The organism is Mycobacterium sp. (assembly GCF_019247635.1).
In the GTDB taxonomy this organism is placed as follows: domain Bacteria; phylum Actinomycetota; class Actinomycetes; order Mycobacteriales; family Mycobacteriaceae; genus Mycobacterium.
On the sequence record NZ_JAFBAR010000029.1, the window covers coordinates 45,981 to 61,911 of the forward strand.

Sequence of the window (15,931 nt, forward strand, 5' to 3'; positions counted from 1 at the left end):
CCCGGCCTCGCGAGAATCGCCGGAGTCGCACGACACGCGTATTGACCTCGCCCAGGTACAGTCAAAGGCCATGACCGTTCTGTCCCGCGGCGCCCGGGTCCGGCGCGGCGGCCGCAGGCCGGGATGGGCGCTCTTAACGACGTTGCTGGTCCTCGCCATCGGGGCCAGTTCCGCACTTGTTTTCACCAATCGGGTGGAACTCCTCAAGCTCGCCGTGATCCTGGCGCTGTGGGCCGCGGTCGCCGGTGCGTTCGTGTCGGTGCTCTACCGCCGGCAGAGCGACGCGGATCAGTCGCGCGTGCGTGATCTGAAGCTGGTCTACGACCTGCAGCTGGATCGGGAAATCTCGGCCCGTCGTGAATACGAGCTGACGGTGGAGTCGCAGCTGCGCCGCGAGCTGGCTTCCGAGCTGCGCGCCCAGGCCGCCGACGACCTGGCGGCGCTGCGGGCGGAATTAGCCGCGTTGCGGACCAGCTTGGAGATCCTGTTCGACGCCAGTCTCGATCAGCGCCCGGCGATCGAAACCGACGCGACCAACCCGCGCGCCCTGATCGATTGGGTTTCCAGCGATCGGGTCAGGTCCGTCCGCGCAGACCAGCCGGGCAGCGCGGGTATCACGCCCGCCAGCCGGGCCGACGACACCTCGATCATCGACGTGCCGGAAGAGCCGTTGTTGCCCCCCCGCCAGCCGACGCATGCACGCGAGCAAATCCGGCTGAACCACGAGGCCCCGCTATCAGAACCCGAGACCCGATTCGAGACCCGTCCCGGGCCGCCGCCCGCACCGTTCCCGCCACCGCCCCAACCCGAGCCCGCGGACTGGCAGCCGGTCGGCGCCGAGGGCCGATGGGTGCCATCGGGAACACCCGGCAGCCACTGGGCACCGGTCGAACCCGTCCCAGCGCCGGTCGCGCCGCCTCCGGCTGCCCATGCGCCGGTCGCGCCGCCTCCGGCGGCCCCGTCGCCAACCCCCGCGCCGCCTCCGGCAGCCCAAGCGCCGGTCGCGCCGCCTCCGGCGGCCCCGTCGCCACCCCCCGCGCCCGCGTCGGACCCGCGTGCCCGGTATTACGGCCCGGTGGAACCGGTCAGTCCTCCGGGACCGGCCGGGCCGCCGCCCCGCTATGGCGGGTCCGGCCGCCGGGCACGATCGCGCCACGCGGCCGAGGACCGTGACTGGCTATCCGCAGGCGGTGGGAGCCCGATCGACAACGGTATGGGCAGGCATGCGCCGCCCCGAGGGGCCGCGCCGGCGCCCGCCGCGCCGCCGCCGGCCGGGCCCCCATCGACACCCCCCGCCCCGCCCCCGCCCCGCCTGGCGCCCCCGCCGCCTCCCGAACCCGCGGCCCGGCACCGCAGCCTGGAAGAGGCGTCGGCAGACCCCGAAAGCGGCGGTCAGTCGGTCGCCGACCTGCTGGCCCGGTTGCAGGCGGAGCCGACTGGAGGCGGCCGGCGCCGCCGGCGTGACGGCTGACACTCTGGGCCTGGCGTAGTAGATCGACTACAGTCTTAGTGACCGTCCGGTACCCGGGATCAGGGACTGGAACGAACTTAGAAATTCTGTGAGGTCGTCTGCGATGGTGCAGTTCGACGGGTTGCGCCCGGCCCGGCTCAAGGTTGGGGTCATCTCCGCGGGCCGGGTAGGTACCGCGCTGGGGGTTGCGCTGGAGCGCGCCGACCACGTCGTGGTGGCCTGCAGCGCCATCTCACACGCATCGCTTTCGCGTGCACAGCGCCGGCTGCCCGACACCCCGGTAGTGCCGCCGCCGGACGTCGCCGCAGGCGCCGAGCTGCTGCTATTGGCCGTCACCGACAGCGAGCTCGCCAGCCTGGTGTCCGGCCTGGCGGCCACGTCGGCGGTGCGGCCCGGAACGATCGTGGCCCATACGTCCGGCGCCAACGGGATCGGAATCCTTGCGCCACTGACCGAGATCGGCTGCATACCGCTGGCGATCCATCCGGCGATGACGTTCACCGGCTCCGACGACGACATCAGCCGGCTGCCGGACACCTGCTTCGGGATCACCGCCGCCGACGATGTCGGCTACGCGATCGCCCAGTCGCTGGTGCTGGAGATGGGCGGGGAGCCGTTCTGCGTGCGCGAGGATGCCCGCGTCCTCTACCACGCCGCCCTGGCCCATGCGTCCAACCACCTCGTGACGATCGTTGCCGACGCGCTGGAGGCGCTGCGAACCGCGGTGCGGGGCGACGAGTTGCTGGGACAGCAGCTCGTCGACAACCAGCCGGGCGGGATCGCCGAGCGCATCATCGGGCCGCTGGCCCGGGCTGCGCTGGAGAACACGCTGCAGCGCGGGCAGGCCGCGCTCACCGGACCTGTCGCCCGGGGGGACGCGGAGGCGGTCGCCGGGCATCTCCGCGCACTAGAGCGGGCGGACCCGCGGCTGGCCCAGGCGTACCGCGTGAACGCGTTGCGGACCGCGCAGCGCGCACACGCCCAAAATGACGTCCTAGAGGTGTTGGCGCGATGACAGCCCAGCACACCCCAAGATTCAGTGCCGGCGAACTCAACGTGTACGCCGCCCCGCGCGACGTCACGGCGGTCAGCCGCGCGCTACGGCAGACCGGGCGGCGGGTGATGTTGGTGCCCACCATGGGCGCGCTGCACGAGGGGCACCTCGCCCTGGTGCGCGCGGCAAAACGGGTGCCCGGCGCGGCGGTTGCGGTGTCGATCTTCGTCAACCCGCTGCAATTCGGTGCGGGCGAAGACCTGGACGCCTACCCGCGCACCCTCGATCACGACCTGGCAATGCTGCGCGCCGAAGGCGTCGAGCTCGCCTTCACGCCGGCGGCCTCCGCCATGTATCCGCACGGGCTGCGTACCACCGTGCAACCCGGTCCGCTCGCCGCCGAACTCGAGGGCGGCCCGCGGCCAACTCATTTCGCCGGTGTGCTGACCGTCGTGCTCAAACTGCTGCAGATCGTGCGTCCCGACCGAATCTTCTTCGGCGAGAAGGACTACCAGCAGCTGGTGGTGATCCGGCAGATGGTCGCGGACCTGAACGTCGACGTGCAGGTGGTCGGCGTGCCGACCGTGCGGGAAGCCGACGGTCTGGCCATGTCGTCGCGCAACCGCTACCTCGACCCCCAACAGCGCGACCTGGCCGTGACGCTCTCCGCGGCGCTGACGGCCGGCGCGCACGCGGCGCATGAGGGACCTCAGGCCGCGTTGGACGCGGCCCGCGCCGTGCTCGAGGCGGTGCCCGCGCTCGCGATCGACTATCTGGAGTTGCGCGATGCCGAGCTGGGCCCGGTGCCGCCGTACGGGTGCGCCCGGCTGTTGGTCGCGGCCCGACTGGGGACCACCAGGTTGTTGGACAACATCTCGCTTGAAATCGGAACTTTCGCCGGCACCGCTGGGCCGGACGGACATGGGGCGACCCTCGAATCACGTTGGAGGAAATGATGTTACGGACAATGCTGAAATCCAAGATCCACCGCGCCACCGTCACCCAGGCCGACCTGCATTATGTCGGCTCGGTCACCATCGACGCCAATCTGATGGACGCCGCGGATCTGCTCGAGGGTGAGCAGGTGACCATCGTCGACATCGACAACGGGGCCCGCCTGGTCACCTACGCCATCACCGGTGAGCGCGGCAGCGGTGTGATCGGAATCAACGGTGCCGCAGCACATCTCGTGCACCCGGGTGACCTGGTGATCCTGATCGCCTACGGGACCATGGAGGATGCCGAGGCGCGCGCCTACCGGCCGCGCGTGGTGTTCGTAGACGCCCACAACAAGCAGATCGACCTGGGCAGCGATCCGGCATATGTGCCCGACGACGCGGCGGAGTTGCTCAACCCACGGATGGGTGCACGGTAACCGTGCTGCTGGCGATCGACGTACGCACCACCCACACCGTCGTCGGGTTGATTTCGGGAACCAATGAGCACGCCAAGGTCGTGCAGCAGTGGCGGATACGCACCGAATCCGAAGTCACCGCAGACGAATTGGCGCTCACCATCGACGGCCTGATCGGCGAGGACTCAGAGCGGCTCACCGGTGCCGCCGCGCTGTCCACGGTCCCGTCGGTGCTGCACGAGGTGCGCATCATGCTCGACCAGTACTGGCCGTCGGTGCCACACGTGTTGATCGAGCCGGGGGTGCGTACCGGCATTCCACTGCTGGTGGACAATCCGAAACAAGTGGGTGCCGACCGGATCGTGAACTGCCTGGCGGCTTTTCATAAATTCGGTAGGGCGGCCATCGTCGTCGATTTTGGATCGTCGATCTGCGTGGACCTGGTGTCTGCCAAGGGCGAGTTTCTCGGCGGCGCCATCGCGCCTGGGGTGCAGATCTCCTCGGACGCCGCGGCCGCTCGCTCGGCGGCGTTGCTGCACGTCGAATTGTCCCGCCCCCGGTCGGTAGTGGGCAAGAACACCGTCGAATGCATGCAGGCCGGCGCGGTCTTCGGCTTCGCCGGCCTGGTGGACGGTCTGGTGGGGCGGATCCGCGAGGACGTGGACGGCTTTGGCGGCGATGACGTCGAGGTCGTCACCACCGGGCATACCGCGCCACTGCTGCTGCCCGAGTTGCACACCGCCAACCACTACGACCAGCACCTGACCCTGCACGGGCTGCGCCTCGTCTTCGAACGCAACCGCGACGCGCAGCGCGGCCGCCTCAAGACGGCACGCTGAGGGGCTTGCGCGCCGAGTGATTTAAGCTGGCACGTCGTGAGTGGCGCCGACGCAGAGATTCCCGAGCAGTACCGGATCCGTAGGGACAAGCGCGCTCGCCTGCTGGCAGAGGGGCTTGACCCCTACCCCGTCGCCATCGACCGCACCCACACCCTGGCCGAAATCCGTGCCGCTCACCCCGACCTTCCGATCGACTCGACTACCGACGACGTCGTCGGCGTCGCGGGCCGCGTGATTTTCGCGCGCAACACCGGAAAACTGTGCTTCGCCACATTGCAGGACGGCGACGGCACCCAATTGCAGGTGATGCTCAGCCTCGACAAGGTCGGCCGGGACGCGCTCGATGCCTGGAAGGCCGACGTCGACCTCGGCGACATCGTCTCTGTGCACGGCACCGTCATCAACTCCCGGCGCGGGGAACTGTCCGTGCTGGCCGACTCGTGGCGGATGGCGTCCAAGTCGCTGCGGCCGCTGCCGGTCGCGCACAAGGAGATGAGCGAAGAGGCGCGGGTGCGGCAGCGCTATGTCGATCTGATCGTGCGGCCGCAGGCGCGCGAGGTCGCTCGCCGGCGGATTGCCGTCGTCCGGGCGATAAGGGGTTCCTTGGAACGGCGAGGATTTCTCGAAGTCGAGACCCCTATGTTGCAGACCCTGGCCGGCGGTGCGGCCGCCCGGCCGTTCGTCACTCATTCCAATGCGCTCGACATCGATCTCTACCTGAGGATCGCGCCGGAACTGTTCCTCAAGCGCTGCATCGTCGGCGGATTCGACAAGGTCTTCGAACTTAATCGAGTGTTCCGAAACGAAGGCACCGATTCCACGCATTCACCGGAATTTTCTATGCTAGAGACCTATCAGACCTACGGAACCTATGACGATTCGGCGGTCGTCACCCGCGAGCTTATTCAAGAGGTAGCCGACGAAGCGATCGGGACCAGACAACTGCCGCTGCCCGACGGCAGTGTCTACGACATAGACGGAGAATGGGCGACGATGCAAATGTATCCGTCGCTCTCGGCGGCGCTCGGCGAAGAGATCACCCCTGATACGGCCGTCGATCGCTTGCGCGACATCGCCGCTACGGTGGGTGCCGAGATTCCGGACAATCGCGGGTACGGGCACGGCAAACTGGTTGAGGAACTCTGGGAGCACTTGGTGGGTCGGCAGTTGACCGCCCCGACATTTGTCAAGGATTTCCCAGTCGAGACAACGCCATTGACGCGCCAGCACCGCAGTATCCCTGGCGTTACGGAGAAGTGGGATCTCTATCTGGGCGGAGTCGAACTGGCCACCGGATACTCCGAATTAAACGATCCTGTTGTGCAGCGGGAGAGATTCGCCCAGCAGGCCAGGGCCGCGGCTGCGGGCGATGACGAGGCGATGGTGCTCGACGAGGATTTTTTGGCGGCCCTCGAGTACGCGATGCCACCGTGTACCGGAACTGGAATGGGCATCGATCGGTTGTTGATGTGTTTGACCGGTCTGTCAATTCGGGAGACAGTTTTGTTCCCGATTGTTCGACCGCACTCCAACTGAACTGTGCCGGATTGAGAAATTTGTGCAGCTATGGCAGATTGGTGTTCGGGGATTCAGTCCAATCTCAGGAACAGTACAGAGGAAACGCGAGGGTAAGCCATATGGCGAAGAAAGTGACCGTCACCTTGGTCGATGATTTCGACGGTGCGGGCGCCGCCGATGAAACGGTCGAATTCGGGCTTGACGGGGTGACCTATGAGATTGATCTTTCGACCAAGAATGCCGCGAAACTGCGGGGGGATCTGAAGCAATGGGTGGCGGCCGGCCGTCGTGTCGGGGGCCGTCGGCGCGGGCGTTCGGGCTCGGGCCGCGGCCGCGGCGCCATCGACCGCGAGCAGAGTGCCGCGATCCGGGAATGGGCTCGCCGCAACGGGCACAATGTGTCGACCCGCGGACGCATCCCGGCTGACGTTATCGACGCGTTCCACGCCGCGACCTAAGAAGTTTTGCCTTCCGGCGCCCGGGCTCGTGCCCGGGCGCCGGAGCATTTTATGTTTTTCGCTGGTGGCGAACTGATTGCCGGCGAGCGCAGGAAACGTTTCGGTGGTATATCTCGTTTCTCTGTTACGGCTCTGTTGTCACAGGGTGGGTGCTCACCGCAAGGTTAGGAACCCTGGCAGGCCGACCATTACAGTGGACGGCAGGTACGCGATGCCGTTCGCCGTATCGATGGTGAGGGAGAGCAGGTAACCGACGATGTTCGAAAGATTCACCGACCGCGCCCGCAGGGTCGTCGTCCTGGCGCAAGAAGAAGCCCGGATGCTCAACCACAACTACATCGGCACCGAGCACATCCTGTTGGGACTTATTCACGAGGGCGAAGGCGTGGCCGCCAAGTCGCTCGAGTCGCTGGGCATCTCGCTGGAAGGCGTCCGCAGCCAGGTCGAAGAGATCATCGGGCAGGGCCAGCAGGCGCCGTCGGGACACATCCCGTTCACCCCGCGTGCCAAGAAGGTGCTCGAGCTGAGCCTGCGCGAGGCGCTGCAGCTGGGCCACAACTACATCGGCACCGAGCACATCCTGCTGGGCCTGATCCGCGAGGGTGAAGGCGTGGCCGCCCAGGTGCTGGTCAAGCTGGGCGCGGAGCTCACCCGGGTGCGCCAGCAGGTGATCCAGTTGTTGAGCGGCTATCAGGGCAAAGAGGCCGCCGAGGCCGGTACCGGTGGTCGTGGCGGTGAATCGGGCAGCCCCTCCACGTCGCTGGTTCTCGACCAGTTCGGACGCAACCTGACCGCCGCCGCGATGGAAGGCAAGCTGGACCCCGTCATCGGCCGCGAGAAGGAAATCGAGCGGGTGATGCAGGTCCTGAGCCGACGTACCAAGAACAACCCGGTGCTGATCGGCGAGCCCGGCGTCGGCAAGACCGCCGTCGTCGAGGGTCTGGCGCAGGCGATCGTGCACGGCGAGGTCCCCGAGACGTTGAAGGACAAGCAGCTGTACACGCTGGACCTGGGCTCGCTGGTCGCCGGCAGCCGCTACCGCGGTGACTTCGAGGAACGCCTGAAGAAGGTGCTCAAGGAGATCAACACCCGCGGCGACATCATCCTGTTCATCGACGAGCTGCACACGCTGGTCGGTGCCGGCGCCGCGGAGGGCGCGATCGACGCGGCTAGCATTCTGAAGCCCAAGCTGGCTCGCGGCGAGCTGCAAACGATCGGTGCCACCACGCTCGACGAGTACCGCAAGTACATCGAGAAGGACGCCGCGCTGGAGCGCCGTTTCCAGCCTGTGCAGGTGGGTGAGCCGACGGTGGAGCACACCATTGAGATCCTCAAGGGTCTACGCGACCGCTACGAGGCCCACCACCGGGTGTCGATCACCGATTCGGCCATGGTGGCCGCGGCCACGCTGGCCGACCGCTACATCAACGACCGCTTCCTGCCGGACAAGGCGATCGACTTGATCGACGAGGCCGGCGCCCGCATGCGGATACGCCGCATGACCGCTCCGCCAGACCTGCGCGAGTTCGACGAGAAGATCGCCGAGGCCCGCCGGGAGAAGGAATCCGCGATCGACGCCCAGGACTTCGAAAAGGCCGCCAGCCTGCGCGACCGCGAGAAGCAATTGGTCGCTCAGCGTGCGGAGCGCGAAAAGCAGTGGCGTTCGGGTGATCTCGACGTGGTCGCCGAGGTCGACGACGAGCAGATCGCCGAGGTACTCGGCAACTGGACCGGTATCCCGGTGTTCAAGCTCACCGAGGCCGAGACGACGCGCTTGCTGCGCATGGAAGACGAGCTGCACAAGCGGATCATCGGCCAGGTGGACGCCGTCAAGGCCGTCTCGAAGGCGATCCGCCGCACCCGCGCCGGGCTGAAGGACCCCAAGCGCCCGTCGGGCTCGTTCATCTTCGCCGGCCCGTCCGGTGTGGGTAAGACCGAGCTGTCCAAGGCGCTGGCCAACTTCCTGTTCGGCGACGACGACGCGCTCATCCAGATCGACATGGGCGAGTTCCACGACCGGTTCACCGCGTCGCGGCTGTTCGGCGCCCCGCCGGGATACGTCGGCTACGAGGAGGGCGGCCAGCTCACCGAGAAGGTGCGGCGCAAGCCGTTTTCCGTGGTGCTGTTCGACGAGATCGAGAAGGCGCACCAGGAGATCTACAACAGCCTGCTGCAGGTGCTCGAGGATGGCCGGCTCACCGACGGGCAGGGTCGCACGGTGGACTTCAAGAACACCGTGCTGATCTTCACCTCCAACCTCGGCACCTCCGACATCTCCAAGCCGGTCGGCCTGGGCTTCACCAAGGGCGGCGGTGAGAACGACTACGAGCGGATGAAGCAGAAGGTCAACGACGAGCTCAAGAAGCACTTCCGCCCGGAGTTCCTGAACCGCATCGACGACATCATCGTCTTCCACCAGCTGACTCGCGACGAGATCATCCGGATGGTCGACCTGATGATCGGCCGCGTCGCGAACCAGCTCAAGAGCAAGGACATGGCGCTGGAGCTGACCGACAAGGCCAAGACGTTGCTGGCCAAGCGCGGCTTCGACCCAGTGCTGGGCGCCCGCCCACTGCGGCGCACCATCCAGCGCGAGATCGAGGACCAGCTGTCGGAGAAAATCCTCTTCGAGGAGGTCGGTCCGGGACAGGTCGTCACGGTCGACGTCGACGACTGGGACGGCGAGGGCCCCGGTGACGACGCGAAGTTCACCTTCACCGGCACCCGCAAGCCCCCGGCCGACACCGATCTGGCCAAGGCCGGCGCGCCCAGCGCGGAGGGATAGACCGCGCCCGCGGACTGTTTGTCCAACACCGGTCGCGGTTTAGACTGGCCGATGTTGTCTGTTGTAGACGGGTGGCCGGAATCTGGTGAAACTCCAGAACGGTCGCGCCACTGTGCATAGTCAGACCCGGCACCCGTCATCAGCACCCAAGCGGGACGCGAGATCCCCAGAAGGAGTGAACTGTGGCCAACTCAGAGACAACCACGCGCAGCGGAGCCGTCGATTTATCGGGGGCCAGCGCTGCGCTGTGGTTGGCGGGAAGCGCCTTCCTGGCTTTGCTGGCGCTCTACTTCCTGGGTGTCGACCAGGGTGCGGTGTCGCTGTTCGGCAGTGACTCGCATGTGCATGAGTTCGTGCACGACGCACGGCATCTGCTCGGCTTCCCCTGCCACTGACACGTGGAGAAGCGGCTGATCGCGCGCGGTCTCCTGGCGGGCACCGTCGCCGCAGTACTGGCATTTGTGTTCGCCCGCCTATGCGCGGAACCGATAATCGGTCGCGCGATCGCCTACGAGGAAGCCCGCACCGAAGCCGAGCAGGCTCAGGGTGTGCACGAGCACGGAGTCGAGCTGTTCAGCCGCGGGGTGCAGGCCAACGTCGGCCTGGGTTTCGGTGTACTACTTTTCGGCGTCGCGATGGGCACACTGTTCGCGGTGTTGTTCTGCGTCGTGTATAGCCGCCTGGGAAACACCGAACATGTTGCGCCCCGGGTGCTTTCGCTCCAGCTGGCCGCCGCCGCGTTCGTCGCGGTGTACCTGGTCCCGTTCGTGAAGTATCCGCCCAACCCGCCCGCCGTCGGCCAGTCCGACACGATCGGCATGCGCACCGGCTGGTACCTGTTCATGGTGCTGATGTCGGTGTTGTTGGCCGTCGCGGCGGTGTGGCTGGCCCGTCGGCTCGTGGCTCGCTTCGGAGCGTGGAACGGCAGGCTGCTGGCGGCCGAGGCCTACGTGGTCGCGGTCGCGGTGGTGATGGTGCTGCTGCCTACGGTGGCCGAGACGCCCCAACCCCTGCGGGACAGCTCAGGTGCGATCATCTATCCCGGTTTTCCCGCCGATGTCCTCTACGAATTCAGGCTGGTTTCGCTGGCCACCCAGCTGCTGGTATGGACGACGATCGGCCTGCTCTTCGCGAGGCTCGCCGGACGACTGCTGGGCGAGCGGGCCGAGAGTGGACGGGCATCGAGCCTGTCGGCGTGAGCCAGGGCATAGCTGGGGTCCTGCGGCTGACCATGATCTCGCACGGAATGACGGACGCGATGGCGGCCGCGCGCTTTCCCGCCGACGAACCGCTGAACACCCTCGGCCGCCGGCAAGCGGAAGAGGTTGGACCCCTCGACACCGCCGGCCGCCAATTCTGCGCACCCGAGCGGCGGACCCGGCAAACGGCGGCGCTGTTGGGTCTGCGAGCCACCGTGGAGTCGCGACTGCGTGAGCTCGATTGTGGCCGCTGGCGCGGGCAGTTGGCGCAGGATCTGGACCTCGACACCTGGCTAACGGATACGACCCGGGCACCGCACGGCGGCGAGTCGATCGTGGACCTGATCGAACGAGTGGCCGGATGGCTGGGTTCGTTGACCGAGAGCACCGTGGCGGTCACGCATCCCGCCGTCGTCCGATCGGCGATCCTGGTTGCGCTTGACGCGCCCCCGAAGTCGTTCTGGCGCATCGACATTCCCCCGCTCAGCCGTACGGTGATGCACTGCCGCGGCGGAAACTGGACGCTGAGACCGTAACGATCGCCAGCGTGACGTGACTGCGAAATCCCGGCGTGAAATTCGCAGCAGCGTTACGCCCGCGGACAAGCTTGCAGCCACACCTTTACTCGATCTTGACCAGCTATTGAATTGTCCCGCCGACGATGGCTGACATGAGTACGCTTCCATCGGTGGAACTGGGGGTTTTGGGGCCGCTCCAGGTCCGGCAGGATGCCGCGCCCGTGGCTATCCCGGGCGCCAAACCGCGCGCCATCCTCACGATGTTGGGGCTGCACAACGGATCGGTTGTCTCGGCTGACACCCTGATCGAACTGCTGTGGGGCGATGACCCGCCGCGCACCGCGGGCAAGGCCTTGCAGACCCACATCTCCTCCCTGCGCCGCACCCTTGGCGACGGCGTCGTGTTGACCGAGGGAGCGGGCTGGACTCTGGCTGGGCCCTTGGTCGATGCCACGCACTACAAATCGGCAGCCAAGGTGGGGCGGGAAGCCGCCGTTGCCGGCGACACCAGCCAAGCGGTGGCCCGTTTCGACGAGGCGCTGACTCTCTGGCGCGGAGTCCCCGAACTGCCCGACGGCCAGCGGGGGCTGTCCGAGAAGACGCGCTGGATCGAAGGCCACGCCGCACTTGTCGAGGATCGGGCGGATGCGCTGCTCGCGACGGGCCGGGCCGCGGAAGTCATCGGTGATCTCGAAGCGGCGGTGGCCGAGGCGCCGCTGCGCGAACGGCGGTGGGGTCAGCTGATGCTGGCGCTGTACCGCGCGGGCAGGCAGGGCGAAGCGCTTGGCGCTTATCAACGGGCGCGATCGCTGCTGGCCGACCAGTTAGGGGTCGACCCCGGGCCGGAGCTTCGGCGGCTCGAGGCCGCGATCGTCGCGCAGGATTCCTCGCTCGATATTGCTGTGGCACAACATGTTTCGTCGATGACACGGACCGTAACCTTTCTGCTCACGGACATCGAGGGCTCCACCGCCGCCTGGGAGGCCGATGCCCAGGCCATGGCCGCAGCGCTCGCGCGCCACGACGAGCTGGTGGAACAGGTCGTCACGTCGCGGGGAGGACGGCTGATCAAGACGCGTGGCGAGGGCGATGCGACGTTTTCGGTCTTCGAGCGGCCGTCCGCGGGTGCCGCCGCCGCTATCGAGCTGCAAGACGCGATCGGTCACGAGCCGTGGGCGTTGAGGGAGCCACTGCGTATCCGCGTGGCGCTGCACACCGGCGAGGTCGAGCTGCGTGACGGCGACTACTTCGGTAGAGCGGTCAACCGTGCGGCGCGGCTGCGGTCGCTGGCCGTCGGCGGCCAGATCCTGTGCTCGGGCGCGACCGCCGAACTCGTTATCGACTCATTGTCCGACGACGTCGTGCTCACCGACCTGGGCATGCGCCAACTGCGGAACCTCGCACGCCCCGAGCATGTTTTCGAGCTCCGTCTGGAAACCGCGGAGGACGGTCCCGGGCCGCAGCCAACCGACGCACCGGTGCAACGTCCCGGTCTGCCCGCGGTGCTTGTCGGCGCCGGGCCTTTCGTCGGGCGTGGCCGCGAACTCGAACGGCTGTTGACAACGTTCCAGACCGCGCTGGCCGGCGCTGCGTGCGCAGCGTTGATCGCCGGCGAGCCCGGTGTCGGCAAAACACGGCTGGCCGGCGAATGGTCCCGGCAGGCCTACGACCAAGGCGCCCTGGTGATTTACGGCCGATGCGACGAGGACCTCGGCGCGCCCTATCAGCCCTTCGCCGAAGCCCTGCGTGCGCTCGTGCCGTGCGTGGGCCCTGACCGGCTCCGCGGTCTGCGCGGGGTCGAAGCCCTGCTCGCGCTTGTTCCCGGGCTAACAGACGTCGTGCCGGACCTCGCCGCGCCGACGCGCGCCGACCCGGACACCGAACGCTACGCACTTTTCGACGCCGTCGTCTCGCTCTTGGGAGTCGCTTCGGTAAGCGCGCCAATCGTCCTGATCCTCGACGACCTGCACTGGGCCGCCAAGCCGACGCTGCTCCTACTGCGCCATCTGCTGCGCTTTGGCGACCGCGCCCGCGTGCAGATCGTCGGCACGTACCGCAGCACCGACCTCGACCGCTCCCATCCCCTGGCGGCGATGCTCGCCGACCTGCACCGGGACGGCACCGCTGACCGCCTCAACCTCAGCGGGCTGGACGAGGACGACGTCACCGCTTACGTCGCTAAGGCGGGTTACGACGACGAGGAACTCGCCCACGCGCTGGCGTCAGTCACCGGTGGAAACCCGTTCTTCCTCATCGAGGCGCTGCGCCACGTCGATGAAAGCGGCGGCGTGTGGGATCAGAGCACCCTGCCGCAGGGGGTGCGCGAAGCCGTGAGCCGCCGGCTTTCGCGGCTGCCCGCGGAGACGAACAAGGCTCTGGCCGCCGCCGCGGTCGTCGGCAGCCGCTTCGCCCTGGATCTGGTGGAGCGCGTGGTCGGGGACGACCTCGTCGACGCGTTCGACGAAGCATGCCAGGCCGGCATCGTCATCGAAGAGCCCGGTGGCCACTATCGGTTCAACCACGCCATCGTCCGACAGTCATTGCTCGCCGAGCTGGCGTCCGTGCGGCGCATGCGGCTGCACCAGCGGATCGCCACGACGTTGGAGAACCAGCCCGGCGCCGACGACGAGTTGCTCGCTGAGTTGGCTTACCACTATTTCGAATGCGCATGGGCGGGAAACGCGGTCAAGGCCGCCGAGTACTGCCGGCGCGCGGCCGACCAGGCGCTGACCCGCCTCGCCTACGAGGGGGCCGCCGACCTGTACGACCACGCCCTGCACGCGCTGGAGGAGATTGACGACGAGCTGCCCGACCGCGACGACCAGGTCGCCGAGCTACTCGTCGCGCGCTGCGAGGCTCTGCTCGCCGCCGGTGACGTGGCTTCGGCGGCGGGTGCGGTCTCGCAATTGGAAGCAGCGACGGTGGATTCGGCGCGGCTGGCGGCATGGGCGACGTGCTTCAACGGCCAGCTGTCGATGCTCGTCCATCCCGAGCGCCTGGACGAGGTCGAGGCCGCATTGGGCGAGGCTGCCGAAAAGCTTGCCGGGCTGGACGATGCCGCGGGAGAAGCCCAGGCGCACACCGTACATGCCGCGTGTCTTGCCCGGCTCGGGCGAATCGGCGACTGCGAGGTCGCCCTGGACCACGCTTTGACCGCGGCGCGACGCACGCGTGAACACCGCCGGGTGAACGCGGTGCTGGCCGGTGCGCCGCTGGCGGCGTTGTGGGGCCCCAACCCTGTTCCGCGTGCGGGGGGGCGGTGCCTTGACGTGGTGCGGCTGCTCCGGATCACGACCGACTCGCCCGCGGTCGAGGCCACCTCGACGCGGTGCCAGGCGGTGCTGGAAGCGTTTCGGGGCCGCGCGTCCGCGGCGCGACGGATGATCGACTCCGCCCGGCGTGCGGTCACCGAGCTCGGCTTGCGGCATGCGCTGCTCGAAGTCGAGCAGTTCGCCGGCATCGTCGAACTCGTCGACGACGATCCCGCCGCGGCCGAGCCGCATTTGCGCAAGGCTTACAACGGCTTTCGGCGTATGGGGCTGGACGCGGACACCGCCGAGACCGCCGCGTTGCTGGGCCGCACGTGTCTCGCTCTCGACCGGGACGCCGAAGCCGACGAATTATGCACGGAGAGCGAGCATCTCGCAGGCCATGCGCTGAAGGCCTCGATTGCCTGGCGCACGCTTCGGGCACACCTGCTTTCACGTGGCACCGATCACGACGAAGCTCGGCGGGTCGCCGAGGCTGCTGTCAGCCTGGCGGAGCGCACCGACGCGTTGGTTGATCACGGCGACGCCTGCCACACCCTGGCAACGGTGTTGGGTGCTGCTGGGGATGCCGCGGGTGCGCGCGCCGCCGCCGGGCGGGCGGCCGGCCTGTACGAGAGGAAAGGCGCTGCGGCCCTTGCGGAAAGGGCGCGCCACGTCGTCGGACGGCGAGTCTCGCCGGCCACGGCATCGGCGCCTGTGGCGCCGAGCGTCGAGCTTGACAACGCCTGCGTGCGAGCGATCCGGCGCGGGAAAACGGCTATCGATCGAGAGGCATGGAACGAGTACGAGGGGCTGTGGGCGCCCGATGCCGTCGCCGGGAGTCGCCGCAAGATGGTCGGCTTTACGCAGAACGACCTCCGGCACGGATGGCTACGTGAGGCGCGGAGGCTTCTCGAGACGCGCGAGGTACGGCTCAACTCAGTCGACGTTATCGCGGTGCGAGGCGAGCGCCTCGCTCTCACTCGGTTGGCGTTGGGTAGTGCCGACGCGAGCCCTGGAGCGCCACGCGACGAATTTCTCCAGCTATTCGGCATCGACGAGGCCGGTCGACTCGCGCTGCAGGTGTCGTTCGACCTCGAAGACATCGAAGCAGCGATCGCCGAACTCGACGCCACGCACGAGCGGCTGGAGGGACAGCCAAGGGCGCCGCGGCTCGAAAACGCGGCAAGCCGAGTCGTCGAACGTAACCAGGCGCTTTTCGACGCCCGCGACTGGGCGGCGATGACCGAGATGCTGGCCGACGATATTTCCACCGACGATCGGCGGCGAGTGGTAGGTGCCGGAGTCCGACGCGGTCGCAACGTCGCGGTGGAAGATGCGCGCGCGAACGCAGAGCTCGGGGCCAAGTTGGTCGCGTCAACCGTTGTCGCGACACGCGGCGAGCACCTCGTCCTTTGCCGGACCCACTACTCGACTAGCGCCGAGCCGGCCGAGAAGTTTCACGTCGATGCCCTCCTCGTCTATGAGATCAACGCCGACGAACGGATCGCGGCGGCCCTCACGTTTGACCCCGACGACTTCGATGC

Annotated in this window: 12 protein-coding genes; all 12 read left to right on the forward strand. The window is 67.6% G+C overall.

Annotation, left to right across the window (positions count from 1 at the left end; genetic code table 11):
- The first annotated feature begins 70 nt into the window (after positions 1–70).
- On the forward strand, positions 71–1,471 hold the full coding sequence (locus JO236_RS04755; RefSeq protein WP_293325457.1) for a DUF6779 domain-containing protein: 1,401 nt from the start codon (positions 71–73) through the stop codon (positions 1,469–1,471).
- A 103-nt stretch (positions 1,472–1,574) separates the two neighbouring features.
- The gene (locus tag JO236_RS04760) at positions 1,575–2,486 is read left to right on the forward strand and encodes a Rossmann-like and DUF2520 domain-containing protein (protein WP_293325460.1); all 912 of its coding nucleotides are present in this window, start codon (positions 1,575–1,577) and stop codon (positions 2,484–2,486) included.
- Positions 2,483–3,421 (forward strand): pantoate--beta-alanine ligase, encoded by a 939-nt coding sequence (gene panC, locus JO236_RS04765; RefSeq protein WP_293325463.1) that lies wholly within the window; start codon positions 2,483–2,485, stop codon positions 3,419–3,421. The genes JO236_RS04760 and panC overlap by 4 nt, the downstream gene beginning before the upstream one ends.
- Positions 3,421–3,840 carry an aspartate 1-decarboxylase gene (gene panD, locus JO236_RS04770; RefSeq protein ID WP_293325466.1) on the forward strand — a complete coding sequence of 140 codons (420 nt, stop codon included), beginning with the start codon at positions 3,421–3,423 and terminating at the stop codon, positions 3,838–3,840. Before panC ends, panD begins: the two co-directional genes overlap by 1 nt.
- A 2-nt stretch (positions 3,841–3,842) precedes the next feature.
- Entirely contained in the window at positions 3,843–4,658 is an 816-nt protein-coding gene (locus JO236_RS04775) for a type III pantothenate kinase (RefSeq protein ID WP_293325469.1), read from the forward strand.
- Positions 4,659–4,694: 36 nt separating this feature from the next.
- Positions 4,695–6,194 carry a lysine--tRNA ligase gene (lysS, locus tag JO236_RS04780; protein ID WP_293325472.1) on the forward strand — a complete coding sequence of 500 codons (1,500 nt, stop codon included), beginning with the start codon at positions 4,695–4,697 and terminating at the stop codon, positions 6,192–6,194.
- Positions 6,195–6,295: 101 nt separating this feature from the next.
- A complete protein-coding gene (gene lsr2 / locus JO236_RS04785) occupies positions 6,296–6,634 on the forward strand; it encodes a histone-like nucleoid-structuring protein Lsr2 (protein ID WP_025736770.1) in 339 nt (112 codons plus the stop codon).
- A 256-nt stretch (positions 6,635–6,890) separates the two neighbouring features.
- Entirely contained in the window at positions 6,891–9,419 is a 2,529-nt protein-coding gene (clpC1, locus tag JO236_RS04790) for an ATP-dependent protease ATP-binding subunit ClpC (protein WP_293325482.1), read from the forward strand.
- 182 nt (positions 9,420–9,601) lie between these two features.
- Positions 9,602–9,814 (forward strand): CbtB domain-containing protein, encoded by a 213-nt coding sequence (locus tag JO236_RS04795; RefSeq protein WP_293325485.1) that lies wholly within the window; start codon positions 9,602–9,604, stop codon positions 9,812–9,814.
- A gap of 3 nt (positions 9,815–9,817) precedes the next feature.
- The gene (locus tag JO236_RS04800; RefSeq protein WP_293325488.1) at positions 9,818–10,618 is read left to right on the forward strand and encodes a CbtA family protein; all 801 of its coding nucleotides are present in this window, start codon (positions 9,818–9,820) and stop codon (positions 10,616–10,618) included.
- 8 nt (positions 10,619–10,626) lie between these two features.
- Positions 10,627–11,154 carry a histidine phosphatase family protein gene (locus tag JO236_RS04805; RefSeq protein ID WP_293325502.1) on the forward strand — a complete coding sequence of 176 codons (528 nt, stop codon included), beginning with the start codon at positions 10,627–10,629 and terminating at the stop codon, positions 11,152–11,154.
- A gap of 152 nt (positions 11,155–11,306) precedes the next feature.
- Positions 11,307–15,931 (forward strand): BTAD domain-containing putative transcriptional regulator (locus JO236_RS04810; RefSeq protein WP_293325505.1); only part of this gene is annotated, 4,625 nt, incomplete at its 3' end.

Excerpts from the sequence above, each read along its gene's own strand:
- JO236_RS04755 (WP_293325457.1), top strand. The coding sequence starts at position 71 with ATGACCGTTCTGTCCCGCGGCGCCCGGGTCCGGCGCGGCGGCCGCAGG.
- JO236_RS04760 (WP_293325460.1), top strand. The coding sequence starts at position 1,575 with ATGGTGCAGTTCGACGGGTTGCGCCCGGCCCGGCTCAAGGTTGGGGTC.
- panC (WP_293325463.1), top strand. The coding sequence starts at position 2,483 with ATGACAGCCCAGCACACCCCAAGATTCAGTGCCGGCGAACTCAACGTG.
- panD (WP_293325466.1), top strand. The coding sequence starts at position 3,421 with ATGTTACGGACAATGCTGAAATCCAAGATCCACCGCGCCACCGTCACC.
- lsr2 (WP_025736770.1), top strand. The coding sequence starts at position 6,296 with ATGGCGAAGAAAGTGACCGTCACCTTGGTCGATGATTTCGACGGTGCG.
- clpC1 (WP_293325482.1), top strand. The coding sequence starts at position 6,891 with ATGTTCGAAAGATTCACCGACCGCGCCCGCAGGGTCGTCGTCCTGGCG.